The sequence below is a fragment of the Patescibacteria group bacterium genome, assembly GCA_041662665.1.
Lineage (GTDB): Bacteria > Patescibacteriota > JABMPQ01 > JABMPQ01 > JAQVVF01 > JAQVVF01.
On the sequence record JBAZSC010000003.1, the window covers coordinates 1 to 24409 of the forward strand.

36 protein-coding genes and 1 pseudogene are annotated in these 24409 nt (G+C 31.0%); 35 read left to right on the forward strand and 2 right to left on the reverse strand.

Annotation, left to right across the window (positions count from 1 at the left end; all coding sequences use genetic code 11):
• Positions 1 to 181 precede the first annotated feature (181 nt).
• Positions 182 to 1006: a hypothetical protein gene (locus WC663_04470; GenBank protein ID MFA6296585.1), complete on the reverse strand. Its 825-nt coding sequence runs from the start codon at positions 1004 to 1006 to the stop codon at positions 182 to 184.
• A gap of 71 nt (positions 1007 to 1077) precedes the next feature.
• On the opposite strand from WC663_04470, the gene WC663_04475 reads away from it, so the two are divergent.
• From WC663_04475 to WC663_04495, 5 genes are all read left to right on the forward strand, one after another.
• Entirely contained in the window at positions 1078 to 1215 is a 138-nt protein-coding gene (locus tag WC663_04475) for a hypothetical protein (protein ID MFA6296586.1), read from the forward strand.
• A 61-nt stretch (positions 1216 to 1276) separates the two neighbouring features.
• A complete protein-coding gene (locus tag WC663_04480) occupies positions 1277 to 1828 on the forward strand; it encodes a non-canonical purine NTP pyrophosphatase (protein MFA6296587.1) in 552 nt (183 codons plus the stop codon).
• A gap of 46 nt (positions 1829 to 1874) precedes the next feature.
• A complete protein-coding gene (locus tag WC663_04485; GenBank protein ID MFA6296588.1) occupies positions 1875 to 2147 on the forward strand; it encodes a DUF5661 family protein in 273 nt (90 codons plus the stop codon).
• Between the two features lie 91 nt (positions 2148 to 2238).
• Positions 2239 to 2511 carry a DUF5654 family protein gene (locus WC663_04490; protein MFA6296589.1) on the forward strand — a complete coding sequence of 91 codons (273 nt, stop codon included), beginning with the start codon at positions 2239 to 2241 and terminating at the stop codon, positions 2509 to 2511.
• 87 nt (positions 2512 to 2598) lie between these two features.
• On the forward strand, positions 2599 to 3831 hold the full coding sequence (locus WC663_04495) for a class I SAM-dependent rRNA methyltransferase (GenBank protein MFA6296590.1): 1233 nt from the start codon (positions 2599 to 2601) through the stop codon (positions 3829 to 3831).
• A gap of 94 nt (positions 3832 to 3925) precedes the next feature.
• Here the strand turns inward: WC663_04495 and WC663_04500 are convergent, their stop codons facing one another.
• Complete coding sequence (locus WC663_04500; protein MFA6296591.1) at positions 3926 to 4099, reverse strand: L28 family ribosomal protein; 174 nt, start codon at positions 4097 to 4099, stop codon at positions 3926 to 3928.
• Between the two features lie 245 nt (positions 4100 to 4344).
• On the opposite strand from WC663_04500, the gene WC663_04505 reads away from it, so the two are divergent.
• The 30 genes and pseudogenes from WC663_04505 (at position 4345) to secY (ending at position 24336) form a co-directional block, all read left to right on the forward strand.
• A complete protein-coding gene (locus WC663_04505; GenBank protein MFA6296592.1) occupies positions 4345 to 4971 on the forward strand; it encodes a site-2 protease family protein in 627 nt (208 codons plus the stop codon).
• 133 nt (positions 4972 to 5104) lie between these two features.
• Positions 5105 to 5548, forward strand: a complete 444-nt coding sequence (gene rpsL / locus WC663_04510) for a 30S ribosomal protein S12 (protein MFA6296593.1) — start codon at positions 5105 to 5107, stop codon at positions 5546 to 5548.
• Positions 5549 to 5690: 142 nt separating this feature from the next.
• Entirely contained in the window at positions 5691 to 6161 is a 471-nt protein-coding gene (gene rpsG / locus WC663_04515) for a 30S ribosomal protein S7 (protein ID MFA6296594.1), read from the forward strand.
• 276 nt (positions 6162 to 6437) lie between these two features.
• Positions 6438 to 6854 (forward strand): hypothetical protein, encoded by a 417-nt coding sequence (locus WC663_04520; GenBank protein MFA6296595.1) that lies wholly within the window; start codon positions 6438 to 6440, stop codon positions 6852 to 6854.
• 500 nt (positions 6855 to 7354) lie between these two features.
• Positions 7355 to 7756, forward strand: a complete 402-nt coding sequence (locus WC663_04525; protein MFA6296596.1) for a hypothetical protein — start codon at positions 7355 to 7357, stop codon at positions 7754 to 7756.
• Between the two features lie 183 nt (positions 7757 to 7939).
• Positions 7940 to 10054, forward strand: a complete 2115-nt coding sequence (gene fusA / locus WC663_04530; GenBank protein MFA6296597.1) for an elongation factor G — start codon at positions 7940 to 7942, stop codon at positions 10052 to 10054.
• A 148-nt stretch (positions 10055 to 10202) separates the two neighbouring features.
• Entirely contained in the window at positions 10203 to 10625 is a 423-nt protein-coding gene (locus WC663_04535) for a hypothetical protein (GenBank protein MFA6296598.1), read from the forward strand.
• Between the two features lie 54 nt (positions 10626 to 10679).
• A complete protein-coding gene (locus tag WC663_04540) occupies positions 10680 to 11099 on the forward strand; it encodes a threonyl-tRNA synthetase editing domain-containing protein (GenBank protein ID MFA6296599.1) in 420 nt (139 codons plus the stop codon).
• Positions 11100 to 11343: 244 nt separating this feature from the next.
• Complete coding sequence (gene tuf, locus WC663_04545; GenBank protein MFA6296600.1) at positions 11344 to 12537, forward strand: elongation factor Tu; 1194 nt, start codon at positions 11344 to 11346, stop codon at positions 12535 to 12537.
• A 60-nt stretch (positions 12538 to 12597) separates the two neighbouring features.
• Complete coding sequence (gene rpsJ, locus WC663_04550) at positions 12598 to 12942, forward strand: 30S ribosomal protein S10 (protein ID MFA6296601.1); 345 nt, start codon at positions 12598 to 12600, stop codon at positions 12940 to 12942.
• A 311-nt stretch (positions 12943 to 13253) separates the two neighbouring features.
• Entirely contained in the window at positions 13254 to 13865 is a 612-nt protein-coding gene (gene rplC, locus WC663_04555; protein ID MFA6296602.1) for a 50S ribosomal protein L3, read from the forward strand.
• Positions 13866 to 13883: 18 nt separating this feature from the next.
• Complete coding sequence (rplD, locus tag WC663_04560; protein MFA6296603.1) at positions 13884 to 14495, forward strand: 50S ribosomal protein L4; 612 nt, start codon at positions 13884 to 13886, stop codon at positions 14493 to 14495.
• Between the two features lie 79 nt (positions 14496 to 14574).
• Positions 14575 to 14979, forward strand: a complete 405-nt coding sequence (gene rplW / locus WC663_04565; protein MFA6296604.1) for a 50S ribosomal protein L23 — start codon at positions 14575 to 14577, stop codon at positions 14977 to 14979.
• Between the two features lie 101 nt (positions 14980 to 15080).
• Positions 15081 to 15911: a 50S ribosomal protein L2 gene (gene rplB / locus WC663_04570; protein MFA6296605.1), complete on the forward strand. Its 831-nt coding sequence runs from the start codon at positions 15081 to 15083 to the stop codon at positions 15909 to 15911.
• Positions 15912 to 15938: 27 nt separating this feature from the next.
• The gene (gene rpsS, locus WC663_04575) at positions 15939 to 16289 is read left to right on the forward strand and encodes a 30S ribosomal protein S19 (protein ID MFA6296606.1); all 351 of its coding nucleotides are present in this window, start codon (positions 15939 to 15941) and stop codon (positions 16287 to 16289) included.
• An 11-nt stretch (positions 16290 to 16300) separates the two neighbouring features.
• Positions 16301 to 16804: a 50S ribosomal protein L22 gene (gene rplV / locus WC663_04580; GenBank protein ID MFA6296607.1), complete on the forward strand. Its 504-nt coding sequence runs from the start codon at positions 16301 to 16303 to the stop codon at positions 16802 to 16804.
• A gap of 79 nt (positions 16805 to 16883) precedes the next feature.
• Positions 16884 to 17525, forward strand: coding sequence for a 30S ribosomal protein S3 (gene rpsC / locus WC663_04585; GenBank protein MFA6296608.1), 642 nt, complete (start codon positions 16884 to 16886; stop codon positions 17523 to 17525).
• Positions 17526 to 17550: 25 nt separating this feature from the next.
• Complete coding sequence (rplP, locus tag WC663_04590) at positions 17551 to 17958, forward strand: 50S ribosomal protein L16 (protein ID MFA6296609.1); 408 nt, start codon at positions 17551 to 17553, stop codon at positions 17956 to 17958.
• A gap of 52 nt (positions 17959 to 18010) precedes the next feature.
• Positions 18011 to 18265, forward strand: coding sequence for a 50S ribosomal protein L29 (gene rpmC, locus WC663_04595; GenBank protein MFA6296610.1), 255 nt, complete (start codon positions 18011 to 18013; stop codon positions 18263 to 18265).
• A 22-nt stretch (positions 18266 to 18287) separates the two neighbouring features.
• Positions 18288 to 18551 (forward strand): 30S ribosomal protein S17, encoded by a 264-nt coding sequence (gene rpsQ, locus WC663_04600; protein ID MFA6296611.1) that lies wholly within the window; start codon positions 18288 to 18290, stop codon positions 18549 to 18551.
• A gap of 67 nt (positions 18552 to 18618) precedes the next feature.
• Positions 18619 to 18984, forward strand: coding sequence for a 50S ribosomal protein L14 (rplN, locus tag WC663_04605; GenBank protein MFA6296612.1), 366 nt, complete (start codon positions 18619 to 18621; stop codon positions 18982 to 18984).
• A gap of 24 nt (positions 18985 to 19008) precedes the next feature.
• Entirely contained in the window at positions 19009 to 19317 is a 309-nt protein-coding gene (gene rplX, locus WC663_04610) for a 50S ribosomal protein L24 (GenBank protein MFA6296613.1), read from the forward strand.
• Positions 19318 to 19354: 37 nt separating this feature from the next.
• Positions 19355 to 19888, forward strand: a pseudogene (rplE, locus tag WC663_04615) (50S ribosomal protein L5).
• Positions 19889 to 20067: 179 nt separating this feature from the next.
• Positions 20068 to 20253 carry a type Z 30S ribosomal protein S14 gene (locus tag WC663_04620; GenBank protein MFA6296614.1) on the forward strand — a complete coding sequence of 62 codons (186 nt, stop codon included), beginning with the start codon at positions 20068 to 20070 and terminating at the stop codon, positions 20251 to 20253.
• Between the two features lie 43 nt (positions 20254 to 20296).
• A complete protein-coding gene (gene rpsH / locus WC663_04625) occupies positions 20297 to 20683 on the forward strand; it encodes a 30S ribosomal protein S8 (protein ID MFA6296615.1) in 387 nt (128 codons plus the stop codon).
• A 27-nt stretch (positions 20684 to 20710) separates the two neighbouring features.
• Complete coding sequence (gene rplF / locus WC663_04630) at positions 20711 to 21256, forward strand: 50S ribosomal protein L6 (protein MFA6296616.1); 546 nt, start codon at positions 20711 to 20713, stop codon at positions 21254 to 21256.
• 81 nt (positions 21257 to 21337) lie between these two features.
• Complete coding sequence (gene rplR, locus WC663_04635; protein MFA6296617.1) at positions 21338 to 21682, forward strand: 50S ribosomal protein L18; 345 nt, start codon at positions 21338 to 21340, stop codon at positions 21680 to 21682.
• Positions 21683 to 21751: 69 nt separating this feature from the next.
• Positions 21752 to 22348, forward strand: coding sequence for a 30S ribosomal protein S5 (gene rpsE / locus WC663_04640; GenBank protein ID MFA6296618.1), 597 nt, complete (start codon positions 21752 to 21754; stop codon positions 22346 to 22348).
• Between the two features lie 86 nt (positions 22349 to 22434).
• Complete coding sequence (rplO, locus tag WC663_04645; GenBank protein MFA6296619.1) at positions 22435 to 22941, forward strand: 50S ribosomal protein L15; 507 nt, start codon at positions 22435 to 22437, stop codon at positions 22939 to 22941.
• Positions 22942 to 23055: 114 nt separating this feature from the next.
• Positions 23056 to 24336 (forward strand): preprotein translocase subunit SecY, encoded by a 1281-nt coding sequence (secY, locus tag WC663_04650; GenBank protein ID MFA6296620.1) that lies wholly within the window; start codon positions 23056 to 23058, stop codon positions 24334 to 24336.
• Positions 24337 to 24409 lie beyond the last annotated feature (73 nt).

A 24409-nucleotide genomic window follows, 5' to 3' on the forward strand; every position in this document is an offset into this window, starting at 1 on the left:
AACAAACTGGACAAATGTTTGACATAGATTTGGTGGCAAAGTTAGTTATTGTCCCAAATTATGTCATTAATCCCATATTTAAGCACTAAAAGAACGAACGACTGGTGGCAAAGTTAGTTATTACCCTAAAAATAAAAAAACGGATTTCAGAATGATCCGTTTTTGTTTTGGAAAAAATAAACTATTTAATTTGTTTTGGAGGTGCTAAAGTTTTTGTTTTTTCTGGAATAAAAAATGAAATAACGAAAATAATAATACTAATACTTGTCAATATTATGCCTTCAATTAAATATGGTTTAATGAAAACTATTTTGAGATTATTTAAAACATCTAATGCAATTTGAGCGAAATTTTGTGAGCCTAATGAAATAAATTTTGATGGATCTAAAAATCTGGCAATCAAATAAATAAAAAGATATGTTAATCCTAAACTAAAAAATAGATATGCTGGCAAATGTAATTTTCCGCGATTATTTTGTTTGAAAAGAATTATTAAAAGTAAATACAATAATGAAAATCCAAAAAGAACAAATGCGATGATTGGCAAAATAGCAATAACTGGTTGAAAGAATAATATCGAACCAGGAATTGGTAGAGAATAAGTTTGTGGGATAATTCCTTGTGGAAAAATATCAAGAGGAATATTATATTTGCCTAAAAAATCTTTTTGAAAATCAGACAGATCAATGACAATTATTTTTTTGCCTTTTCTTAAAACATCAATAAAGAAAAAATCGATGGTTGGTTCAATTGTCTTTTGAATTGTTTCTTTGGAAACTTTAATTTTGACGATTTGTGTTATATTTGAATTCTTCTCTTTTGATAAACTTGATAGAATTTGACTAATGTCAATTTGTGATAAGCGTTCATAGGCGTTTGCATCATTTAAAGCTTTTTTGTAAACATCTGGCGAAAGCATTGTGTAGCTGATATTTAAAAGCAAAAAAGCAAGACCTAATGTCGGTAAAAAAAATATAGATGCGATGACTAATAAAAATCTTTTCATAAAATAACATTTAACTTTTAACAATTAACATTTAACTATATTGTAGCAGATTTTTGTGGTAAAATAAATTTATGAAAAATTATGCATCAAGTAAAACTCATCATGGAAAAACGGCCTATCGAACATCGCATCGATTAAGAGTTGCTCCGCCTGAAAAATTAAAAAGAGAATATATTAAGACGAAACGATTTGGAAAAAAGGTCGGTTAGATTTAGTTTAATTATGATAAAAAAGTATGGCTTCTAGACTTTAAAAATTTATCAATTTATTATGGAAAATGTAACTTTTATAACTGGTAATCAAAACAAAGCAGATTATTTATCAAAATATCTTGGACATCCAGTAGATCATATAAAGCTTGATTTAGATGAAATTCAATCGACAGATCTTAAAGAAATTGTTGAGCACAAAGTTCGACAAGCTTATGAAAAAATAAAGAAACCAGTTATTGTTGAAGACGTTTCTTTAGAATTTGTTGCTCTTGGTGGATTGCCTGGACCTTTTATTAAATTTTTTGTGGAGAAAGTTCCCTTCGATGTAATTTGTTCGATGATTAATGGACAGACGAGAAAGGCAATTGCGAGATGTGTTTTTGGTTATTTTGATGGTAAAGATTTGAAATTATTTGAAAGTAGTTTGGATGGTGAAATTGCTAAAATTCCATCAGGAAAAAATGGTTATGGATGGGACAGGATGTTTATTCCGCAAGGATATGCAGTTACAAGAGCGTCACTTAGCGAAGAAGACGATAAGAAAACTTATTTACAAATTAAACCATTTGCAAAATTGAAAGAATATTTAGAATCAAAAGTAGGATATTAGTTTTATTGTTTCATTGTTAAATTGTTTTATTGTTTAACTAAAAAATATGTCAAAACAAAATTTTACAGTTGAAGAAGCTAAACAAATTGGCGAGCAATTAGAAATTGATTGGACAAAATTTGATGTTGATCAATTTCGAAGAGGTTTGGATGTCGAATTAGAGCATGGAACAGTTGACATGCATACAAATGTAACCAATGATGATGCTTTAATGACTGGAAAAATTGCTTTAGCACATTTGAATGAATTTCCAGATTATTATGATAGATTAAAAAACATGGAAAAAGAAGGAGAGGCTTATTGGGAAGGAAAGAGCTAGAATGTTCTATTGTTAACTTGTTAAATTGTTAAGGTTGATTTTATTTGAAAAATATGTTAGTTTGTCAGGCTGACTAATTAACATATTAAATATGGTAAAAATGGCTTTAAGCAAAATTAAAGAGCATAGTATAAAATTAAGAGATGAAGCATTAAAAAAAGTTAGCGGTTATATAGCCGCTGCTTTTGGTTTGATTGTTGGACTTGCTTGGAATGATGCGATTAAATCTTTAATTGATTATATTTTTCCGCAAAGAGATAATGTTTGGGCAAAATTTATTTATGCTGGAATATTGACTTTGATTATGGTAATAAGTGCAGTATTTTTAGTTAGATTGTTTAAGAAAGACAAGCAAGTTAAATAGTTAGACTTGTTAGATTAGTTAGACTAGTTAGGTTGGCTAAACTGGCTAGATAAGTTATAAATTTCTAAAGTTCATAAATCGATTGCTATGTTAGATAAAAAAATTGTTTTAAAAAGAGGACGAGAAAAGGCGATTTTGAATCGGCATCATTGGATTTTTTCTGGAGCAATCAAAAGCGCGCCTGAATTTGAAGATGGCGATATTTTGCCGGTTTTTAGTTTTGATAATAAATTTTTGGGTCAAGCATATTTTAATCGCAAAACATCAATCGCTGGAAGAATGTTAAGTTTTGCTCCTCCTTCGTCCTGCCTTCGCTGCGGCTACGGCAGACAGGCCTGCGGGACTTCGGAGGACAAGTGTGACGTTTTAAAGGTTATAGAAGAGAATGTGAAAAATGCGATTGAGTTAAGAAAAATTTTTTTTGATTTAAAAAATACTAATTCTTATCGTTTGATAAATTCGGAAGGTGATTTCTTGCCAGGACTGATAGTTGATAAATATAATGATGTATTGGTAATACAAATTGGGACTTTGGGAATGGAAAAGTTGAAAGCTAACATTATCAAAATTTTAGTCGCTGAATTAGATCCAGTTGGAATTTATGAAAAGTCTGACTCGCCTTCTAGATTGGAAGAAGGTTTGGAAAGTTTTGAAGGAAAAATATTTGGCACTGTCCCTGATGAAATTGAAATCCTAGAAAATGGAAATAAATTTTTGATTGAAGTAAAAAAAGGTCAAAAAACTGGATTCTATTTTGATCAGCGTGAAATGCGAAAATTAGTAGGAAATTTAGTTAAAAATAAAAAAGTTTTGAATTGTTTTTCTTATACTGGAGGATTTTCTGTTTATGCAATGAAAAGCAAAGCTTTAAAGGTCGATTCAATTGATATTTCGAAAGATTCTGTTTCATTGTTGGAGAAAAATTTTAAATTAAATAATTTAGATATAAAAAATAATAATTTTTTTGTTGGCGATGTTTTTGAATATTTGAGAAATGAAAAATTGGATTATGATTTTATTATTCTTGATCCTCCAGCTTTTTGTAAAACAAAAAATGAAATAGTCGATGCCTGCAGAGGTTATAAAGAAATAAATAGGCTAGCGATAGAAAAAATAAAACCAAAAAGTTTGATATTAACATGTTCATGTTCATATTTTGTTGATGAAAAATTATTTCAGCAAGTTATTTTTCAGGCGGCAGTTGACGCAAATCGAAAAGTTAGAATTATTCAGAAGCATCATTTGGCTCTTGATCATCCAATTAATATTTTTCATCCAGAAGGAAATTATTTGAAGAGTTTGTTATTATATATTGAATAGTTTTAAAGTTATAAAGTTTATAAAGTTCGTAAAGTATAAAAAAACCGGCTTTGCCGGATTCTTTATTCTTAATTCATTATTCTTGATTCTTGGACTATTTGGTTCTGTATAATGTTTTCATACATTTTGTGCAGACCTTTAGTTCTTCGCCTTTATAGTCCATTTTTTGCAAATTTAAATATTGCCTTCTTTTGTTGGCAATGTTAGAATGAGAACGTGAAACTGATTTTTTTGGTCCGCGTTTGCAGATATCGCAACGTTTTGCCATATGTTTTGAGTGATATAGTTAATTTGTATTTATAATAATAACAGAGTATTATTGTTTTGACAAGCGAATTTCGAATAACAAAATTCTAAATAACAAAATAACCCCATACCAAGTTTCTGAAATTTTTACTCATAGCATTAATTTTTGAATAAAATAGATCAATGTTATTGATAATGATTACAGAAACTAGATACGGGGCAGGCTAAATTACGAGTCGCCGATTATTTTTAATTAATTACTAAAATATGATAATCTCATTACTTTTGACTAACCCATTGATGTTTTTTGCGTGGGCAATTTCGATGATTATCGCGATTACTGTTCATGAATTTTCACATGCTTTAGCTGGAACATTGTTAGGCGATCAAACAGCAAAGATGCAAGGAAGATTAACTTTGAATCCTTTATCTCATATGGATATTTGGGGAACATTATTAATGCTTTTTGTTGGATTTGGTTGGGGAAAGCCAGTACCATTCAATCCATATAATCTAAAAAATCAAAGAATCGGACCGGTGATTGTCGCTATGGCAGGACCTTTTTCCAATTTAGTGATGGTTGTAATTTTTGTTTTGCTATTAAAATTTGTTTATCCTTTAACTGGATTGGGAGAGGGAAATGCTTTATTTGATTTCTTATACACTTTGATTTTGATTAATACATTGTTATTATCTTTCAATATAATTCCAATTCCGCCTTTGGATGGATCAAGAGTGTTATTTGCTTTGCTTCCGTCATCAGCAGAGAATATAAAAATGTTTTTGGATAAATATGGTTTCTTTATTCTGATTGGATTGTTATTAGTTGGAGGTAGTTTATTTTCAAGATATTTCTATTGGGTGATCGGGATTGTTGATAAGTTTTTGGCATAGACTGTTTATGAGAAAACAGAAAATAGGAAACAGTACGACATCGAACTGTTTTCTGTTTACTATTTTCTGCTTTCTAAGAAGAAGCATTGACAATCAAATTTTTATTTGATATTCTTTATGTATTATAAAAACTATGCCAACTATCAATCAATTAGTTAAACGAAATAGAAAATCTGGAAAAAGAAAATCTAAAGCACCTGCATTGCAGAGGGATTTTAATAAAATCAAAAAACGATATGTTATGCTTGAAGAAGGAAATCCTTTCAAAAGAGGTGTTTGTACAAAAGTTACAACTACTACTCCAAAAAAACCAAACTCTGCTTTGAGAAAAATCGCTAGAGTTAGATTAACAAATGGTATGGAAGTTACTGCATATATTCCTGGAGAAGGACATAATTTGCAAGAGCACTCAATTGTTATAGTTCGTGGTGGAAGAGTAAAAGATTTACCAGGTGTTAAATATCATATTGTTCGAGGAATTTTAGATACTGCTGGTGTTGAAGGCAGAATGCAACAAAGAAGTAAATACGGTGCAAAGAAAAGTGCTGGAGGCAAGAAAAAAGAAGCAGCTAAATAATCTTAAAGAATTTCTAATTTTTAATTTCTAATTTCTAATAAATTTCCAATTTCTAATTTCTAATGAATAACTTGTTTGAAAATTAATTCATTAAAAATTTAATAAAAATTGAAAATTAGGAATTAGAAATTGCAGTTAATTTATGGCAAGACGCAAAAGACAATATAAAAGAGAATTAAAGCCAGATCCAAAATATGGTAATTTGGTTGTCTCGAAATTTATAAATAGCATAATGGAAAGAGGCAAAAAAGGTGCAGCTAGAAAAACAATTTATAATACATTAGGTTTTATTTCTACTAAATTAAAAAAAGATCCTATTGAAATTTTTGATTTAGCTTTGAAAAATGTAGCTCCAGATTTGGAAATCAAAGGTAGAAGAATTGGTGGCGCTAACTATCAGATTCCTTATGAAGTAAGAGGTGATAGAAAACAAACTTTAGCTTTTAGATGGATTATTGAAGCTGCTAAAGCTAAAAAAGGTCAGCCAATGTCTATTAGATTAGCAACTGAAATAATTGATGCTTCAAAAAATCAAGGATCTGCTGTTAGAAAGAAAGAAGATTCTCATAGAATGGCAAGAGCAAACAAAGCTTTTGCACATTTTGCAAGATAAAAATACGAATATCCACCTTCGTCCTGCCTTCGCTTCGGCTATGGCAGACAAGCCTGCGGGACTTCGGTGGACAAGTACGAATAATGCAAATGATACGAATTGCGAATACTGCAAATTCGAAATTTATATCATTTGCATTATTTTTTTTGTTTAATTTTTATTGTGCATAAGATTGTTGCACTATTTTTATTTAATGATATATTATATTTAACTAGACAGATGCAGGTCGACTGTCAATAAACTATTTAAAACAAAATAATTAATTAACAAAAAATTATGAAGAAAATTTTTGCTTTTCTTACAGTTTGCGCACTTACATTAGGAGCAAATATTGCTTTCGCGCAAAATGATTTAGATTTTAATTTTACAACAACATCAACATTGAATGAAAGCGATGCGGAAGCATTAGCAGGATTAGGAATGGGAATGGGTGTTTTTGGAATCATTGTTGCTATCATTGGTGGATTAATTGGATTGTTTTTCTTGATCTTCTGGATTATGATGTTAGTTGATTGTATTAAAAGAGAATTCCCAAATAGAGGCGTATGGTTGGCTGTTTTGATTATTACATTCTTTATTGGATGGTCATGGTTAGCATCAATCTTATATTATTTCATGGTAAAGAAAAAAAATGTTGGAACAATGAAAGGCGGATCTTCAACTCCTGCTGCTCCAGCTGCACCGAAACAATAGTCATGAGTTTATAGAATATTACATATTTGCAAGGCTCCAATTAATTTTGGAGCCTTTTGATTTTATAATGAAGTTATTGAGTTATAAAGTTATAAAGTCCATAAAGTTTATAAAGTCTGACGTGTTGGTTTTGCGGAGAGATTCTACCCCCCCATGGGAGGGGTTTCGTAGTTGATGATGAGGGCATGTTTTTATTGTAAATTGTTTACTACGAATCCCTATCTTGGAAAGGTTAGAGGGTTTGGGCTTGCAAGATTTTTATTTTTTGTTTATACTATTTTAGATTTCTTTGACTAGAAGAGGAGGAAGAAATGAGCACTTTAAAAAATTTTATTTTTTTGTTTATTGGAGGGAGTTTGTGTTTTATGGGTTATACTTTTTTTGTGAGTAATTTGAACATATTCCAGAGAATAATAGGTTTTTTACTTCTAACAATTTTTGTATTTATTTTTGTGAAAATAACAAGGTATGAATATAGAAGTTCGAATTTTGTTAAAAATGTGCAAACTTTTGTTACAGGGAAAAAGCATTTTTGGAATTATTGTGAATGCCATAAAAATGAGATTAGTGAAACGGCAAAATTATTGTTTGTATCAAGTATAGTAATTGGAATTTTTGATTTGTTTCTTTCTTTGTATATTTCTATTAACTATGACATTATTGATGGATTATTTTTCTTCTTTTTATGTATGTTAATTGTTATGATTTTTGGAGTAAGTGCTGAATATGTAAGAAGATCAGATCAGAAATATGCACATTTGAAAGATGAGAATCAAAAATTGCTGAAGCGGAAAGCAATTATTAAAGTTATTCATATTAATCCTGTTCAAGCAGGTCCTAATTTTGGCAGATATTTTTCAATTCACAATAAAAGAAATGAAAAAGATTATGGTCCTAATTGAAGTTCTTTGTCTAGACTGTATTATCAGTCTTTTTTTATGCCAAAAATTTTACATAAATTTCTGACAAATTTGAAACGGATAACATAGATAGCTCTTGCAATAATTTTATTTTGTAGTTATAATACGAGCATTGAGTTGGACTTAAGTGTTTTTAATTTTTATTTAACTTTTTAATTTTTTAACATGCCTAGAGAGTATTCATTAGAGAAAACAAGGAATATCGGAATTATTGCTCACATTGATGCTGGTAAAACAACTATTACTGAGCGTATTTTATTTTTTACTGGAATTTCACACAAAATTGGTGAAGTACATGAAGGTGCTGCAATCATGGATTGGATGGAACAAGAACAAGAAAGAGGAATTACAATTACTTCAGCAGCAACAACTTGTTTTTGGTCTCCAATTTGGAAAAAAGAACAAGATAAACATCGCATCAATATCATTGATACTCCTGGACACGTTGATTTTACTGTAGAAGTTGAAAGATCGTTGCGTGTTTTGGATGGAGCTGTTGTTGTTTTTGACGGCAAGATGGGTGTTGAGCCTCAATCAGAAACTGTTTGGCATCAAGCTGATAAATACCATGTTCCTAGAATTTGTTTTTTGAATAAGATCAATTTAGTTGGTGGCGATTTTTATAGAAGTTTAGATTCAATTCATAGCAGACTATCAAAAAATGCTCATCCAGTGATGTTGCCAATTGGTTCTGGTGAAGATATAAAAGGTGCTGTCGATCTTATAATGATGAAAGCATATTTTAATGTTGAAGGAAAAGAAGAAGGCATGGAATTATCTGAACCTTCAGAAATTCCTGCTGACATGAAAGAAAAATGCGAAAAATATCGTGCAGAATTAATTGAAAAAATTGTTGAAGCAGATGACAAGTTAATGGAAAAATATTTAGAAGGAGCTGAATTGACTGAAGAAGAAATAAGAGCAGCTTTAAGAAAAGCGACTTTAACTGGTAAGTTTTTTCCAGTTTTGGGTGGTGATGGTAGAAAAGCAATTATTAAAAAAGTATTGGATTATGTTATTGATTGTTTGCCAAGTCCTTTGGATGTACCAGCAATAGTTGCTTTTGATCCAGAAGATGAAACAAAAAAAATAGAAAGAAAAGTTTCTGATACAGAACCATTTACGGCTTTGGCGTTTAAAGTTGCAACTGATCCATTTGTAGGAAAATTAGTTTATTTTAGAGTTTATGCTGGAACTTTGACAGCTGGTTCTTACATTTTGAATTCATCAACTGACAATAAAGAAAGAGTTGGTAGAATTGTTCGTATGCATGCAAATAAAAGAGAAGAAGTAGAAGAAGTTTATGCTGGAGATATTGCAGCAATTGTTGGTTTGAAAGGAACAACTACTGGTGATACTTTATGTGATATGGAACATCCTGTAATGTTGGAAAAAATTACTTTTCCTGAACCAGTTATTTCTATTGCAATTGAGCCAAAAACAAAAGCTGATCAAGAAAAAATGTCTATGGCTTTGCGTGCTTTGTCTGAAGAAGATCCAACATTTAAAGTTCATACAGACGAAGAAACGATGCAAACAATTATTTCTGGTATGGGTGAATTGCACTTGGATGTTTTAGTTGATAGAATGAAAAGAGAATTTAAAGTTGAAGCTAATATTGGAAATCCTCAAGTTGCTTATAAAGAAACTATTTTGGGTACTGCTGAAGCTGAAGGAAAATATATTAGACAATCAGGAGGTCATGGACAATATGGACATGTATGGTTAAGACTAGAGCCAAATGAAAGAAATAAAGGCTTCGAATTTATTAACGAAATTAAAGGTGGCGTAATTCCTCAAGAATTTATTCCAGCTGTTGGCAAAGGTTGTAAAGAAGCTTTGACTGAAGGCGTTATTGCTTCCTATCCAGTAATTGATATTAAGGCAACATTATATGATGGATCTTTCCATGATGTTGATTCCTCTGAAGCTGCTTTCAAAATTGCTGCATCTATGGCAATGAAAGAAGGCGAGAGAAGAGCAAAACCAATTTTACTTGAACCAATAATGAAAATTGAAGCAATGATGCCAGCTGAATTTATGGGTGATATTGTTGGAGATTTAAATTCAAAAAGAGCTCAAATTCAAAATATGGAAGACAGAGATAATTTAAAAATTATTTCTGCTATGGTTCCATTGGCTTCGATGTTTGGATATGTAACAACAATTAGATCTATTACTTCTGGTCGTGGAAATTTCGTGATGGAATTTGATCATTATGAACAAGTTCCAAAAAATGTTGAATTGCAAATAGTCGAGGGACGTGTTGGTAAAAAATAATTGTAAAATTAGTAAAATTGATAAAATTAATAATTGAGTTTGTTAGATAAGTTAGATTTGTTAGATAAGTTAGATTTGTTAGACTAGTTATAAATTCTTTAGGTCAGAAAATAAATCGTAATTAGCAAATATAATTTAAAATAAAAATATGACAATCAATGTTTTAGATCCAAAAGAATTCCCATCAATTTTAAGATTGTTAAAATCTACTGGTGGAAAATATATTATTGTTGAAGATGGAAAACCTTCTTTTGCTTTGATGTCAATTTCTGAATACGAAAAGTTATTAAATGATAAAGAAAAGACTGAAAAAAATTCTTCAAGCAAAGCTTTGATTGATAAAATAAATTCGGATATTGCTAATTGGAAATTAGAGAATGAAGAAGAGGATAATGATGAAGAAGAAGATTATTCAGAATATATCCCAAAGAAAAATTGGGTAGAAGATAAGCAATGCATTGATTATGAAGCGCTAAAAGAAAATAGTCAGAAAAATGATTTAGTGAATGAAGATTTGAGCTATTATTATGATGTTGATGAAGAACAAGAAGACGAAAGATTTGATTTTTAATATTGCAGGATTAAGTTAAATTGGATAAAAAGGAAATTTTGTTTATATTTATGTATGAGATCTCTTATTTTGCATGTTAATAAATTTTCTACAGAGATTATTGAAAAATCTAAACGACCAAAAGAAATTATTCCCGAAAATAAAAAATCTAAAGCAGAGGAAATGAAAAATTGTTTAGTCGTCTTTTTTTGTGTAGAACAGGGAGATAGTGAAAAACAATTAGATGATTTATATAAGGAAATTTTGAAAACAGCTGACGAAGTTAAAACGAAAAACCTAATGATTTCTCCTTTTGTTCATTTATCAAATAAGATTGCTAGGCCTGAAGTGGCAAAACAACTTTATGAACTGCTAATTGACAAATTTATTGACTTAGATTTTGTAATTAAATCATCACATTTTGGTTATCACAAAAGTCTATTGCTTGATATCAAAGGGCATCCAGGATCATTTCGTTATAGAGAGTTTTATTAGAGATTTAAGATTTGTAGTTATTAACAAAAAGGTCTTGCTTTATATCAAAAATATTGTTATAATGCTTCTTGCAAAATAGATTTTGGTAAAAACTATTTCTTATTTTTGCAAAATTTTTTTAGATTATTATAACGAAGAATTTATATTTGACATTATAATTTTTTGCGTATATAATTAAAATAATCCTCCTTCGTCTTTCTAAGACTTCGGAGGATAAGTAATTAAATAAATTAAAATTAAAAAAATGGCAGAAAAATTTGACAGATCAAAACCACATTTAAACGTTGGAACAATTGGCCATGTTGATCATGGTAAAACTACTTTAACAGCAGCTATCTTGAAAGTTATCAATGCTACTGGTAAAGGCAAAGCTCAAGAGCGAACAGTTGACCAAATTGACTCAGCTCCAGAAGAGCGTGAGAGAGGTATTACTATCGCTACAGCTCACTGTGAATACGAAACAGAAAAAAGACACTATGCACACGTTGATTGCCCAGGACATGCTGATTATATTAAGAATATGATTACTGGCGCAGCTCAAATGGATGGTGCTATTTTGGTTGTTTCTGCTGCTGACGGACCAATGCCTCAAACAAGAGAACATATTTTGTTAGCTCGCCAAGTTGGTGTACCAGCTATTGTTGTTTTCTTAAATAAGGTTGATCAAGTTGATGATCCAGAAATGGTTGCTTTAGTTGAAGAAGAAGTAAGAGAATTATTAAAAAAATATCAATTCCCTGGTGATGAGATTCCAATTGTAAAAGGTTCAGCTTTGAAAGCTTTGGAAGATCCAAATGGTGAAGCTGGAAAACCAATTTTGGAATTATTGGAAAAATTAGATTCATATATTCCTGAACCAAAAAGAGATGTTGACAAACCTTTATTGATGCCTATTGAAGATGTATTTTCAATCGAAGGTCGTGGTACTGTTGTTACAGGCAGAATTGAAAGAGGTATGGTTAAAATTAATGATACAGTTGAAATTGTTGGTTTGAAACCTACTCAAAAAACTGTTGCAACAGGTATTGAAATGTTTAACAAATCTTTGGATGAAGGTAGAGCTGGTGATAATGCTGGTATTTTACTTCGTGGAACAAAGAAAGAAGATGTTGAAAGAGGACAAGTATTAGCAAAACCAGGTTCAATTACTCCTCATACTGAATTTGAAGCAGAAAGCTATATTTTGAAAAAAGAAGAAGGTGGAAGACATACTGCGTTCACAAATGGCTACAAACCACAATTTTATGTTAGAACTACTGATGTTACTGGTGAAGTAACATTGCCTGCTGGAACTGAAATGGTAATGCCTGGCGATACTGTCAATGGAATGAAAGTTAAATTAGTTGCTCCAGTTGCTATGGAAGAAAAAATGAAATTCGCTATTCGTGAAGGTGGAAGAACTGTAGGTGCTGGTGTTGTAACAAAGATTATTAAATAATTTATTTTAATGTAGGGTACAAAAATTTTTGTACCCTACTAATTATAATTAAGCCCTTTGATGACAAAGACTAAGAATCAAGAAAAGAAAGAAGAGACATCTTCTCCAAGAATAAGAATCAAAATTAAGGCGTTTGATCATAAGATTATTGATCAATCAGCAGAGCAAATAATTGAAACTGCAAAAAGATCTGGTGCAGAGGTTATTGGCCCGATCCCACTTCCTACTGAAAAGCATAGGGATACTGTTTTGAAATCCACTTTTGTTCACAAAGATGCTCGTGAGCAATTTGAGATTAGGATCCACAAGAGATTGATTGATATTGTGAAGCCAACACCGAAGACGATTGAAGCTTTGTCGAACCTTAATTTACCAGCAGGAGTTGATGTAGAGATAAAGATGTAACCTTACTCGAATACTTTTTCGAATGATATGCTAATGTTTTTTCGAATGTTAGTGAATGTGTTTTTGAATAAGATTGAATAAATTTCCGAACCGAATGTTTGTGAACAGTCTTGTGAAGTTTTAAACATTTTTTGTTAACTATTTTTTAGATATAAAGTAGTATTTAGCAAATAAATAGGCGAGCGAATCGCTTTGGGTTTGTTAACCTAATTTTGTTGTAGTACACTAATGCTACACTAATAACGCTAATTAGACACTAATTACTAATGGACACTAATTGTTGTTAATAATGGTTATTTAGATATTATTATATGAAATTCATTTTTGGCGAAAAAATTGGAATGAGTAGAATGTATAATGAAGGTAAGCTAGAAGCTGTTACCTTAGTTAAAATTGGTGATTGTTTTGTTACAAGGCTTTTAGATAGCAAAAAAGATGGTTATTCTGCAGTTCAGGTTGGTTACGATATAGTTAAAAAAGGCGATGGAAGAGTAAAAGGAGCTTTAAATAAGGCTGGAATTAAAGAGAATTTAAGTAATTTTGCCGAATTCAGAGGTGATGGCTTGACTTCATTAAAAATAGGTGATAAAATTGATATTTCACAGTTCAAAAAAGGTGATTTATTGTCAATTTCCGGACTTTCAAAAGGTAAGGGTTTTGCAGGTGTTATGAAACGCCATGGTTTTCATGGTGCTCCACATTCTCATGGTCATAAACATGATATGAGAGCTCCTGGTTCTATTAACTCCGGTCATCCTCAACATGTTATGAAAGGTAGAAGAATGGGTGGAAGAATGGGTGGAGAAAATGTAACTTTAAAGAATTCTTCAATTTTGGATATTAATTTAGATGAAAATGTATTTGCTGTAAAAGGAGCTTTACCTGGTAAGATTGGCTCATGGTTAAAAATTTGTGGAAATTAAAGATTATTTTGTTTATATATGTTAAAAGTTGATATATTGAATAAAGAAGGAAAGACAGTCGGATCAACGGATTTAGATCCAAAGATTTTTGGTGTAGAAATTAAAACTTCAGTTGTTCATCGTGCTGTTATAGCTCAATTGAGCAAGAAAGATGTAACTTCTAAATCAAAAGATCGAGCTGAAGTAAGAGGCGGCGGAATTAAGCCATGGAAGCAAAAAGGTACAGGACGTGCTCGTGTTGGTTCTATTCGTTCTCCATTATGGAAAGGCGGAGGTAAGACTTTTGGTCCTGTTGCAACAAAGAATGATGTTAAAAAGATTAACAAAAAAGAAAAAAGAAAAGCTTTACATATGGCGCTTTCTGATAAATTTAATTCAAAGAAATTGATTGTCATAGATGAATTGAAAATGGATGCAATTAAGACTAAAGAATTTGCAAAAATTTTAAAGAATATAAACGCTTACAAAAGTACTCTTGTAATGTTGAAGGAAAAGGATGAAAAGACAATGAAATCAATCAGAAATATTGCAAGTGTAAAACCTTTACTATCGAATTTATTGAATGTTTATGATGTTGTTAAGTATGATAAATTAGTTTTAGAAAAAGAAGCATTAAAGAATATTAAATAACGAGTAGCATGTAGAAAGTAGCAGGTAGAAAGCAGAACTTACTACTTACTACATTTTACTTTCTATTGGAAATAAATTTATGGCGTTGCTAGATGTATTCAAAGGAAAGAAAAAAGATACTAAGAAAGAAACTTCAGCTAAGAAGAAAGATTTAGGAGTGAAAAAAGAAGTTAAATCAAAAAAAGCTGTAAATATTTATAGTGCTGCTCACAAGTTTTTATTGAAACCAGTAGTTTCAGAAAAAGGTGCAGATTTGAATATTTCTAATAAATATGTATTTCAAGTAAAGAGAGCTGCTTCTAAGAAAGAAATCGCAAGAGCAATTTTTGCAGTTTATGGTATTAAACCAATAAAAGTTAATGTCATAAATTTAGCTGGAAAATCAAGACGATATGGCAGAACAATTGGTCAAACATCTGATAAAAAGAAGGCTATAGTAACATTGCCAGCAGGAAAAAGTATTCAGATTTACGAAGGAGTATAATAAATAATTTTCAATTACCAATTTTCAATTTTCAATTATTTTTTCGAAAATTGTAAAATGAAAATTTATTGAAAATTGATTATTGAAAATTTAATTTAAATATGCCAATTAAGACTTACAAACCAGTAACACCATCAAGACGATATATCACGACCGTTGATTTTTCAATGTTAACTAAAAAAGAACCAGAAAAGGGTTTGATTGTTGCTTTGCAAAAACATAGTGGTAGAAATCATCGTGGTAAAATTACTGTTCGACATCGTGGTGGAGCAAGCAAGAGACAATACAGAATGATTGATTTTAGAAGATCAAATTATGATGTTGAAGGTGAAGTTAAAAGTTTAGAATATGATCCAAATAGATCTGCTTTTGTTGCATTAGTACAATATTCTGATGGTACAAAATCATATATTTTAGCTCAAGAAAATTTGAAAGTTGGAGATAAAGTTAAGAGTTCTTTGAAAAAACTTGAAGCAAATATTGGAAATAGATATCCTTTAAAATATATTCCTACAGGCACTTTTGTTTCAGAAGTTGAATTTGCGCCAAATAAAGGCGGACAAATGGTTAGAAGCGCTGGTTCTGCTGCACAGCTTTTAGCAATTGAAGGCAAGTTTGCTCAATTGAAATTTCCTTCAGGAGAAGTAAGAAATATTTTGATTGATTCTTGTGCGACAGTTGGTAGAGTTAGCAACATTGATCATGGTAATGTTATGATTGGAAGCGCTGGAAGATCTAGAAAAATGGGAAGAAGACCAGAAGTAAGAGGTAAGGCGATGAATCCAAAAGATCATCCACATGGTGGTGGTGAAGGTAGAAATTCAATTGGTATGATTCATCCAAAGACAAGATGGGGCAAGCCAGCATTTGGTGTTAAGACTAGAAAACCTCATAAATTATCAGATAAGCTGATTTTAAGAAGAAGAAAATAATTTACAAGATACTAAGTTATATATATTATGTCACGAAGTCTAAAGAAAGGTTTGTGGTGCGATCCAAAACTTTTGAAGAAATTGAAGAAATTGAGACAAGGAGATAAGACTATTATTAAGACATGGTCTAGATCTTCAACTATTTTTCCGGAAATGGTTGGTTTTACTATCGGAGTTCACAATGGAAAGGAACATATTCCAGTTTTTGTTACAGAAGAAATGGTTGGACATAGACTTGGTGAATTTTCACCAACAAGAAGATTTGAAGTTCATGGTGGTAGAATTGCTAAGGAAGAAGCAGCAGCAGCTCAAGCAGCTGAATCACAAAAATTAGCAGCTGCACAAGAAGGTGGCGAAAAAAAGGAAGTTAAAGAATAATTATTTTAAATATGCCAGTTAAAGCAACATTAAGACATTTACATATTGCACCAAGAAAAGCGAAATTAGTTATTGATCTAATTCGTGGTTTGGATGTTATTGATGCTGAGAATCAATTGAGATTTTTGAATAAGAAATCTTCTGATTTAGTTTTAAAATTATTATTGTCAGCTACGAGCAATGCAATCAATAATTTTAATATGGAAAAAGATAATCTATTTATCTCTAAAACTTTTGTTAATGAAGCACCGACTTTGAAGAGATTTCGTCCTCGAGCTTTCGGCAGAGCTTATACAATTCGAAGAAGAACAAGCCATATTGAAATAGAATTAGAAGAAAAGATTAAAGGAAAGAAAGCTAAAAAGGTTAAAAAACAAGAAGTGAAAGCAGAAGAAAAGCAAGAAAAGAAAGTTAAGACAGAAAAGAAGTGGGGCAAAAATAATGATCAGAAACGAGGATTGTTTGGAAGAAAATCAGGCGGAGGAAACAAGATTTTTCAAAGAAAGGCTATGTAGAAGCTGATACACGCTGATTTCTAACGCTGATGTGTATTGATTTAAAAGTTAATAATTTATATATTTTTCAAGTAAACATATGGGACATAAAATTAGTCCAATTAGTTTCAGAATAGGTGGGTTACAGACTTGGTCATCGAAGTGGTTTTCAGATAATCAGAAATACAAGAATTATTTGATTAGTGATGTAAAATTAAGAAAGATGATTTTTGAAAGATTGAAAAATGCAGCTTTATCAATAGTTGAAATTGAAAGAACAGCACAATCAATAATTTTTACATTGCATTCTTCAAGACCTGGAATTATAATTGGTCGTGGTGGAACAGAAATTGAAGATATGAAAAAAGAAATTGCAAAGAGTGTTGGTTCTGGAATCAAGATTGATATTAATATTAAGGAAATAAGAGAACCAGAAGCTGATGCTGCAACAGTTGGCGTATTGATTGCAGAACAATTGGAAAAAAGAATTTCTTTTAGAAGAGTTATAAAAAGAGCTTTAGAGAGAACAATGCAGAATAGAAATGTTAAAGGTTGCAAAATTATGGTTGCTGGAAGATTGGATGGATCAGAAATGTCTAGACGCGAATGGGTTGCAGAAGGAAAATTACCTTTGCATACATTAAGAGCTAATATCGATTTTGCTAAAAGAGTAGCACAGACAACTATGGGTGCAATCGGAGTCAAGGTTTGGATTTATAAGGGTGAAGTTTTCCAGAAATAATTTTACATAACTTAATTTCGAATATATGTTAATGCCGAAAAAAGTAAAACATAGGAAATGGCAAAAAGGAAGCAATAAGAGAATTGAAGTTCGCGGAAGTCAATTAAGTTTTGGTATGTTTGGTTTGAAAGCTATGGAAGGAAAATGGCTGACAGCTAGACAAATTGAAGCATCAAGACGTGCAATGACAAGATTTATTCAACGTGGTGGAAAAGTTTGGATTAGAATATTTCCTGATAAACCAGTAACTACAAAAGGAGCTGAAACTCCAATGGGTAAAGGCAAAGGTGCAGTTGATCATTTTGTTGTTTCTGTTGCGCCAGGAAAAATTTTGTTTGAAATGGATGGAGTTACGGAAAAAGTTGCTCGTGAAGCTTTGAGATTAGCAGCAAATAAATTGCCAGTTAAGACTAAATTTATAGTTGAGTTATAAGTTAGAGACGAAGCATTGCTTCGTCTGTACTAAAGTTTTAAAGTTTATAAATATGAAAGTTAAAGAAATTAGAGAAAAAAAGGATAAAGAGCTTGTAAAAATGTTGGCTGAAAAGAGAGAAAGCCTACGTGAAGTTAGATTTAAGATTGCTTCGAATCAGCATAAGAATGTAAAAGAGATTTCTTTATTTAAGAAAGATATTGCAAAAGTTTTAACAGTAATGAAAGAAAGATTATTGATAAGCGCTACAGATTTGACACAAATGAAAGACAAATCTCACACAGATACACAGATAAATGTTAAATAAACTGATATTAAATTTAAATATTATGGAAAAAAATTTAGATAAGAAAAAAATGCCACGCCAATTGAGAGGCACAGTTGTATCTGATAAGATGGATAAAACCATTGTTGTTGAAGTTGAAAGAATTAAGGCACACCCTATTTATAAAAAAAGATACTATATTTCCTTGAAGGTAAAGGCTCATGATTTAGATAATAAAGCTAAAGTTGGCGATGTTGTATTGATTGAACAATGCAGACCAATTAGTTCAGATAAACATTATAGATTAAAGAAAATTATCAACAGTTAACTTTTAACAATTAACAGTTAACAGACATAGTAGTTAATTGTTAAGAGTTAAGAGTTAAGAGTTAATTATGATACAGACTCAAACAAAATTGAAAGTTGCTGATAACACCGGAGCAAAGATAATCCGTTGTATTAGAGTACACAGAGGATTTAAAAGAAGATACGCAAGAATTGGCGATACAATTACAGCTGTTGTATTAGATGCTATTCCTGGTGGAGTTGTGAAGAACAAAGAAGTAGTAAAAGCTGTTGTTGTTAGACAAAGTAAAGAATTGCGTCGAGAAGATGGAACATATATTAGATTTGATGAAAATGCTGCAGTTATTATTGAAGACAAAGAGCCAAGAGGTACTAGAATTTTTGGTCCAGTAGCTCGTGAATTGAGAAAAGGTGATTTTACGAAAATTATTTCATTAGCTGTTGAGGTATTATAAAGTAATTATTAATTAGGAAATCAAATGACGATAAAGAAAGGCGACAATGTATTAGTAATATCTGGTAAAGACAAAGGCAAGGTTGGCAAGGTGCTTTCGGTTTTGCCAAAAAAAGGTAAAATTATTGTTGAGAATGTTAATAAGATGGCAAAGCATGCTAAATCAAAAAGGCAAGATAAGAAAGGTCAGAAAGTTCAAAAAGATATGCCGATTAATATTTCTAATGTTTTGTTTAAATGCCCAAAATGTAATAAGGCTGTTAGAACTGGAGTGAAGATTGGTGAAGAAAAGAAAAAATTTAGAATTTGCAAGAAATGCAAGGAAACTATCTAAGTTATAAAGTTAATAAAGTTTTTAAAGTTATAAAGTAATGACAGAACTACAAAAAAAATATAATGAGAAGATTGTGCCTTTTATGAAGGAGAAGTTTGGTTACAAAAATGTTAATGAGATCCCAAAGGTTTCTAAGATCGTTTTGAATATTGGTGCAGGAAAGACCTTGAAAGATCCAAAATTAATTGATATAATGATTGATAATCTGAAAAGAATCAGCGGGCAGGCTCCTGTTAAGACTCGTGCTGCAAAATCAATAGCTGGATTTGGTATTAAAGAAATGCAAGTAGTTGGTTTGGCTGTAACGATGCGTGGTGCTAGAATGTATGAATTTATGAATAAGTTTGTTAATGTTGCTTTGCCTCGATTTAGAGATTTTCAAGGATTATCTCCAGAAGCTTTTGATGGAAGAGGAAACTATAATATCGGTATCAAAGAACAGATTGTGTTTCCAGAAATAAAAGCTGACGAAATCGAAAAAGTTCATGGATTGGAAGTGACTATTTGTACAACTGCTAATACTGATGAAGAAGGATTAGAATTATTAAAGGCTTTCGGATTCTTGTTCAGAAAACGTGGTGAAAGAGCAAAAGAAGAAGAATTAAAAGAAGTTAGCAAAAAAGAAGCAGTTATGAAGAGATACGACGCAATGAAAAAGAAGCAAACAGTAGCTGGTTCAGCACCTGCTGTTAAAGCAAAACCAGCGGTTTCAAAAAAAGAATCTAAATAAATATATTTTTAAATAATTTTATGGCACGACTGGCATTAATCGCAAAAGCAAAAAAGAAACCTAAATATTCGACTCGTATTGTAAGACGATGTGAATTGTGCGGCCGAAAACATGGATATATGAGACGCTATGGAATGTGCAGAATTTGTTTTAGAGAGCTTGCTAGTAAAGGTGAAATTCCTGGAGTAAGAAAGGCATCATGGTAGTTTTAAAGTTATAAAGTTTTTAAAGTTATAAAGTACTAAACATATGGTAGATCCTATCGCAGACATGTTAACGCAAATTAGAAATGCACAGGCTGTAAAAAAGTCTGAAATTAGTTTACCTTTTTCAAAGGTAAAACTTGCACTTGCAAAGATTTTGAAAGAAGAAGGCTATATCGTTGATTTTGCAATTTTGGAAAAAAATAAATTCTTGAAAATTGTTTTGAAATATTTAGAAAATGGACAGCCGATAATTCAGAAAATTGAGAGAAAAAGTACACCTGGACAAAGAATTTATGTTGGTAGTAAAGAGATTAAGAAGATTCTAGGTGGCTTGGGTACATCTATTGTTTCGACATCAATGGGTATTATGACAGGAAAAGCTGCTCGAAAAAGAAATCTAGGCGGAGAATTAATTTGTGAAATATTTTAATCGTAGCTAATTAACGCTAATAACTATATGTCAAGAATTGGAAAATTGCCGATTCAAATTCCAGCTGGAGTTGAAGTAAAAATTGTTGATAATACTATTACTGTAAAAAAAGAAAAAAATCAGTTACAGTTTTCTTTTAATCCAAAAGTTGATATTACTAGTGATGGTAAAGAAGTGAAAGTTGTAGTAAAAAAAGCAGTTAATCGAAATCTTTGGGGTGTTACGAGATCAATTATTAATAATATGATTATTGGAGTAACTACAGGATTTGAAAAGAAATTGGAAGTGGAAGGCGTTGGTTTTAATGTTCAAGTCAATGGTGATAAATTAGTCATGAAGTTAGGTTTTTCTCATCCGATTGAATATAAAGCACCAGAAGGTATTAAATTTGATGTCAAGAAAAATTTAATAACTGTTTCTGGAATTGATAAGCAATTAGTAGGTCAAGCTGCAGCTGAGATTAGAGAATTTAAGAAGCCTGAGCCATACAAAGGAAAAGGCATACATTATCTTGGTGAACATATTATTAGAAAAGAAGGTAAAAAGGCTGTTGCTTCTGAAGGCGGTAAATAGTGCCTCACTCGAATTAATTTTCGAATGAATGCGAATTAGTTTTCAAATAGCGTGTATAATTAATTAATTGTGGTTTAATATATGAATAAGAAATTACTTAGAACAAGAAGACATAAAAGAATAAGAGCGAGAATGAAAGGTTTTTCAACAAAGCCTAGATTAGCTGTATTTCGAAGTAATAAACATATTTATGCTCAATTAATTGATGATAATGCTGGTAAGACTTTATTGGCAGGAAAAGACTCTGAATTAAAGGATATGAAAAAGAAAAAAGGCGAAATAGCTTTTGAAGTTGGTAAATTGATTGCAAAGAAAGCGATAGAAAAAAATATTACAGAAGCTGTTTTTGATAGAGGTGGATATAAATATGCAGGACGTGTAAAATCGCTTGCGGATGGTGCAAGGAAAGGTGGACTCAAGTTCTAATAACAAAATTAGAAATAACAAAATAACTAAATTGCGAATTATAAATTACTTAATTACTGAATTAAATAAATGGCTAGAAATAATAGAAAATTTGGAAGAGATAAAAATGAATTTGATCAACAATTAGTTGATATTGCTAGAGTTACTAGAATTGTTGCTGGTGGACGTCGTTTTAGATTTAGAGCAACAATTGTTATGGGTAACAAAAAAGGTATGGTAGGTATGGGAATGGGTAAAGGCGGAGATGTATCAACTGCAATTGGAAAAGCAGTAGCTATTGCAAAGAAAAATATGATTAAAGTTTCTATTGTTGATAACACTATTCCACACGAAGTTTGGGTAAAATATTGTGGTGCAAAAGTATTTTTGAAGCCTGCGAAAGCTGGTACTGGCGTTATTGCTGGCGGAGCTGTTCGTACAGTTATGGATTTAGCTGGTATCAGAAATATTACAGCAAAGCAATATGGTTCAAATAATACTCCGAATAATGCAATGGCAACTTTGATTGCTTTAAAAGGATTGAGAAAACCGGAAGAGATTGCAGAAGCTAGAGGTAAAAAGGTTGAAGATTTAGTTGGCAAGAAACGTGAAGAAAAGAAGGTCGAGGTTAAAGAAGTAAAGAAAGTAGCTGAAGTTAAGAAACCGGTTAAAACTGTTAAAAAATAGATATTAAGATATTTGAAATTAGATATTAGATATTAGGAGATTTGAAACCTAATTACCTAATAAACTAATACAACTAATTAACTACGATGAAATTATACGAATTAAAACCAGCAAAAGGATCTACAAAGAAAAGAAAGATTGTTGGACGTGGAATTGGTTCAGGTCATGGAATTTTTTCTGGAAGAGGTTGCAAAGGTCAAAAGGCTAGATCAGGTTATAGCAGACGCCCAAGTTTTGAAGGCGGTAGAACTCCTTTGTATATGCAAATTCCTAAGAAAAGAGGATTCAAGAGTTTGTCAGATAAATGTGAAATTATTAATGTTTTAAATTTGGAAAAGAATTTCAAAGATAATGATACTATTGATAAGAAAGCCATGTCTGAAGCTGGATTAATTAAATCTGCTAAGATGCAAGTAAAGATTTTAGGTGATGGTGATTTAAAGAAAAAATTGAATGTTTCTGCTGATTATTTTTCAAAATCTGCAAAAGAAAAAATTGAAAAAGTCGGTGGCAGTATTAAAGTTATTGAAAAGAAAAAAATTAAGACTGTTAAAGATAAAAAGACTAGATTACAAAATAAAGTAAAAAAGTAAAATATTGAATATTAGATATTGAGATATTTGGAAATTCGGATATTAAAAAATCGACTAGTTATGCAAGTTGAGTTGTAAGTTTTTAAATTTTTAGTTTTTTATATTTTTATACGCATGTTTGAGAAGATAGCCCAAATTTTTAAAATAAAAGAACTACGAAAGAAAATTTTTTTCGCAGTTTCTCTTTTAATTGTGTTTAGACTTGCAGCTCATATTCCAGTTCCTGGTGTTGATGCAGCTGCATTAAAAAGTTTTTTTGAAGGCAATCAAATTTTTGGTTTATTAAACATGTTTACTGGTGGTGGCATGGAAAACTTTTCAATTGTTGCGATGGGCGTTGGTCCTTACATTACATCTTCGATTATTATGCAGCTATTAGTGATGGTTGTTCCTGCTTTGGAAAAAATGCAAAAAGAAGAAGGTGAAGATGGCAGAAGAAAAATGAATCAAATCACTAGATGGTTAACAATTCCTTTAGCTGCTTTGCAATCTTATTCAATGATTGTGTTGTTACAAAAATCAGGTCAAAATATTTTAGGTGATTTGGATCCTTTTAAATTAGTAACAATGATTGTGACATTGACTGCTGGAACGATATTTTTGATGTGGTTAGGCGAATTGATAACTGAAAAAGGAATTGGAAATGGTGTTTCATTAATTATCTTTGCTGGTATAGTTTCAGCAATACCTATGGCACTTCAGCAAACGTTTGTAAATTTTGAGCAATCGAAGGTAATTGAACTAGTTATTTTCGCAGTTGTAGCAGTTGTGGTTATTGCTGGTATTGTTTTTATAACAGAAGGACAAAGAAATATTCCTGTTAATTATGCGAGAAGAGTTCGAGGAATGAAAATGTATGGTGGAACATCTTCACATTTGCCATTGAAAGTTAATCAAGCTGGCGTTATTCCAATCATATTTGCGATGTCATTAATGTTGTTGCCAGGCATGATTGCTAACTTTTTGGTTAATGTAAATAATGCGATGGTTAAAGATATTGCACAGAATGTTGCTGATTTATTTAATAATAATTTGTTTTACGGCGCAATATATTTTGTAATGGTTATTTTCTTTACTTATTTTTATACTGCAGTTACTTTTGATCCAAAACAAATTTCTGAACATTTGCAAAAACAAGGTGGATTTATTCCAGGAATTAGACCTGGTACTCATACAAGAGAATATTTGAATAAGACGATGACTAGAATTACTTTAGCTGGTTCATTTTTCTTGGGCCTTGTTGCAGTTTTGCCTTTCATAATGAAAGCAGCATTTGATGTGCCATCATTAGTAATTGGCGGTACTGGAATTTTGATTGTCGTAAGTGTTGTAATTGAAACTGTCAGACAAATTGAATCAGAAATGGTGATGAGAGACTATGAAAGCTTCTATTGATTTCTCTAAATTAAAAATTTTGCAATCCAAAATTTTTAATCTCTAATACGACTAATGAATCTCTAATATTTTT

Bases quoted from the DNA above. Each gene is read 5' to 3' on its own strand.
- rplD (MFA6296603.1), top strand. From the start codon at position 13,884: ATGTTAAAAGTTGATATATTGAATAAAGAAGGAAAGACAGTCGGATCA.
- WC663_04475 (MFA6296586.1), top strand. From the start codon at position 1,078: ATGAAAAATTATGCATCAAGTAAAACTCATCATGGAAAAACGGCCTAT.
- WC663_04480 (MFA6296587.1), top strand. From the start codon at position 1,277: ATGGAAAATGTAACTTTTATAACTGGTAATCAAAACAAAGCAGATTAT.
- rpsC (MFA6296608.1), top strand. From the start codon at position 16,884: ATGGGACATAAAATTAGTCCAATTAGTTTCAGAATAGGTGGGTTACAG.
- tuf (MFA6296600.1), top strand. From the start codon at position 11,344: ATGGCAGAAAAATTTGACAGATCAAAACCACATTTAAACGTTGGAACA.
- rpsQ (MFA6296611.1), top strand. From the start codon at position 18,288: ATGGAAAAAAATTTAGATAAGAAAAAAATGCCACGCCAATTGAGAGGC.
- WC663_04470 (MFA6296585.1), bottom strand. From the start codon at position 1,006: ATGAAAAGATTTTTATTAGTCATCGCATCTATATTTTTTTTACCGACA.
- rplO (MFA6296619.1), top strand. From the start codon at position 22,435: ATGAAATTATACGAATTAAAACCAGCAAAAGGATCTACAAAGAAAAGA.
- WC663_04490 (MFA6296589.1), top strand. From the start codon at position 2,239: ATGGTAAAAATGGCTTTAAGCAAAATTAAAGAGCATAGTATAAAATTA.
- WC663_04620 (MFA6296614.1), top strand. From the start codon at position 20,068: ATGGCACGACTGGCATTAATCGCAAAAGCAAAAAAGAAACCTAAATAT.
- WC663_04535 (MFA6296598.1), top strand. From the start codon at position 10,203: ATGACAATCAATGTTTTAGATCCAAAAGAATTCCCATCAATTTTAAGA.
- secY (MFA6296620.1), top strand. From the start codon at position 23,056: ATGTTTGAGAAGATAGCCCAAATTTTTAAAATAAAAGAACTACGAAAG.
- WC663_04500 (MFA6296591.1), bottom strand. From the start codon at position 4,099: ATGGCAAAACGTTGCGATATCTGCAAACGCGGACCAAAAAAATCAGTT.
- rpsS (MFA6296606.1), top strand. From the start codon at position 15,939: ATGTCACGAAGTCTAAAGAAAGGTTTGTGGTGCGATCCAAAACTTTTG.
- rpmC (MFA6296610.1), top strand. From the start codon at position 18,011: ATGAAAGTTAAAGAAATTAGAGAAAAAAAGGATAAAGAGCTTGTAAAA.
- rpsJ (MFA6296601.1), top strand. From the start codon at position 12,598: ATGACAAAGACTAAGAATCAAGAAAAGAAAGAAGAGACATCTTCTCCA.
- WC663_04540 (MFA6296599.1), top strand. From the start codon at position 10,680: ATGAGATCTCTTATTTTGCATGTTAATAAATTTTCTACAGAGATTATT.
- rplB (MFA6296605.1), top strand. From the start codon at position 15,081: ATGCCAATTAAGACTTACAAACCAGTAACACCATCAAGACGATATATC.
- WC663_04485 (MFA6296588.1), top strand. From the start codon at position 1,875: ATGTCAAAACAAAATTTTACAGTTGAAGAAGCTAAACAAATTGGCGAG.
- rplX (MFA6296613.1), top strand. From the start codon at position 19,009: ATGACGATAAAGAAAGGCGACAATGTATTAGTAATATCTGGTAAAGAC.
- rplP (MFA6296609.1), top strand. From the start codon at position 17,551: ATGTTAATGCCGAAAAAAGTAAAACATAGGAAATGGCAAAAAGGAAGC.
- WC663_04505 (MFA6296592.1), top strand. From the start codon at position 4,345: ATGATAATCTCATTACTTTTGACTAACCCATTGATGTTTTTTGCGTGG.
- rpsE (MFA6296618.1), top strand. From the start codon at position 21,752: ATGGCTAGAAATAATAGAAAATTTGGAAGAGATAAAAATGAATTTGAT.
- rplN (MFA6296612.1), top strand. From the start codon at position 18,619: ATGATACAGACTCAAACAAAATTGAAAGTTGCTGATAACACCGGAGCA.
- WC663_04520 (MFA6296595.1), top strand. From the start codon at position 6,438: ATGAAGAAAATTTTTGCTTTTCTTACAGTTTGCGCACTTACATTAGGA.
- rpsG (MFA6296594.1), top strand. From the start codon at position 5,691: ATGGCAAGACGCAAAAGACAATATAAAAGAGAATTAAAGCCAGATCCA.
- fusA (MFA6296597.1), top strand. From the start codon at position 7,940: ATGCCTAGAGAGTATTCATTAGAGAAAACAAGGAATATCGGAATTATT.
- rplR (MFA6296617.1), top strand. From the start codon at position 21,338: ATGAATAAGAAATTACTTAGAACAAGAAGACATAAAAGAATAAGAGCG.
- rplC (MFA6296602.1), top strand. From the start codon at position 13,254: ATGAAATTCATTTTTGGCGAAAAAATTGGAATGAGTAGAATGTATAAT.
- WC663_04495 (MFA6296590.1), top strand. From the start codon at position 2,599: ATGTTAGATAAAAAAATTGTTTTAAAAAGAGGACGAGAAAAGGCGATT.
- rpsL (MFA6296593.1), top strand. From the start codon at position 5,105: ATGCCAACTATCAATCAATTAGTTAAACGAAATAGAAAATCTGGAAAA.
- rpsH (MFA6296615.1), top strand. From the start codon at position 20,297: ATGGTAGATCCTATCGCAGACATGTTAACGCAAATTAGAAATGCACAG.
- rplW (MFA6296604.1), top strand. From the start codon at position 14,575: ATGGCGTTGCTAGATGTATTCAAAGGAAAGAAAAAAGATACTAAGAAA.
- rplF (MFA6296616.1), top strand. From the start codon at position 20,711: ATGTCAAGAATTGGAAAATTGCCGATTCAAATTCCAGCTGGAGTTGAA.
- rplV (MFA6296607.1), top strand. From the start codon at position 16,301: ATGCCAGTTAAAGCAACATTAAGACATTTACATATTGCACCAAGAAAA.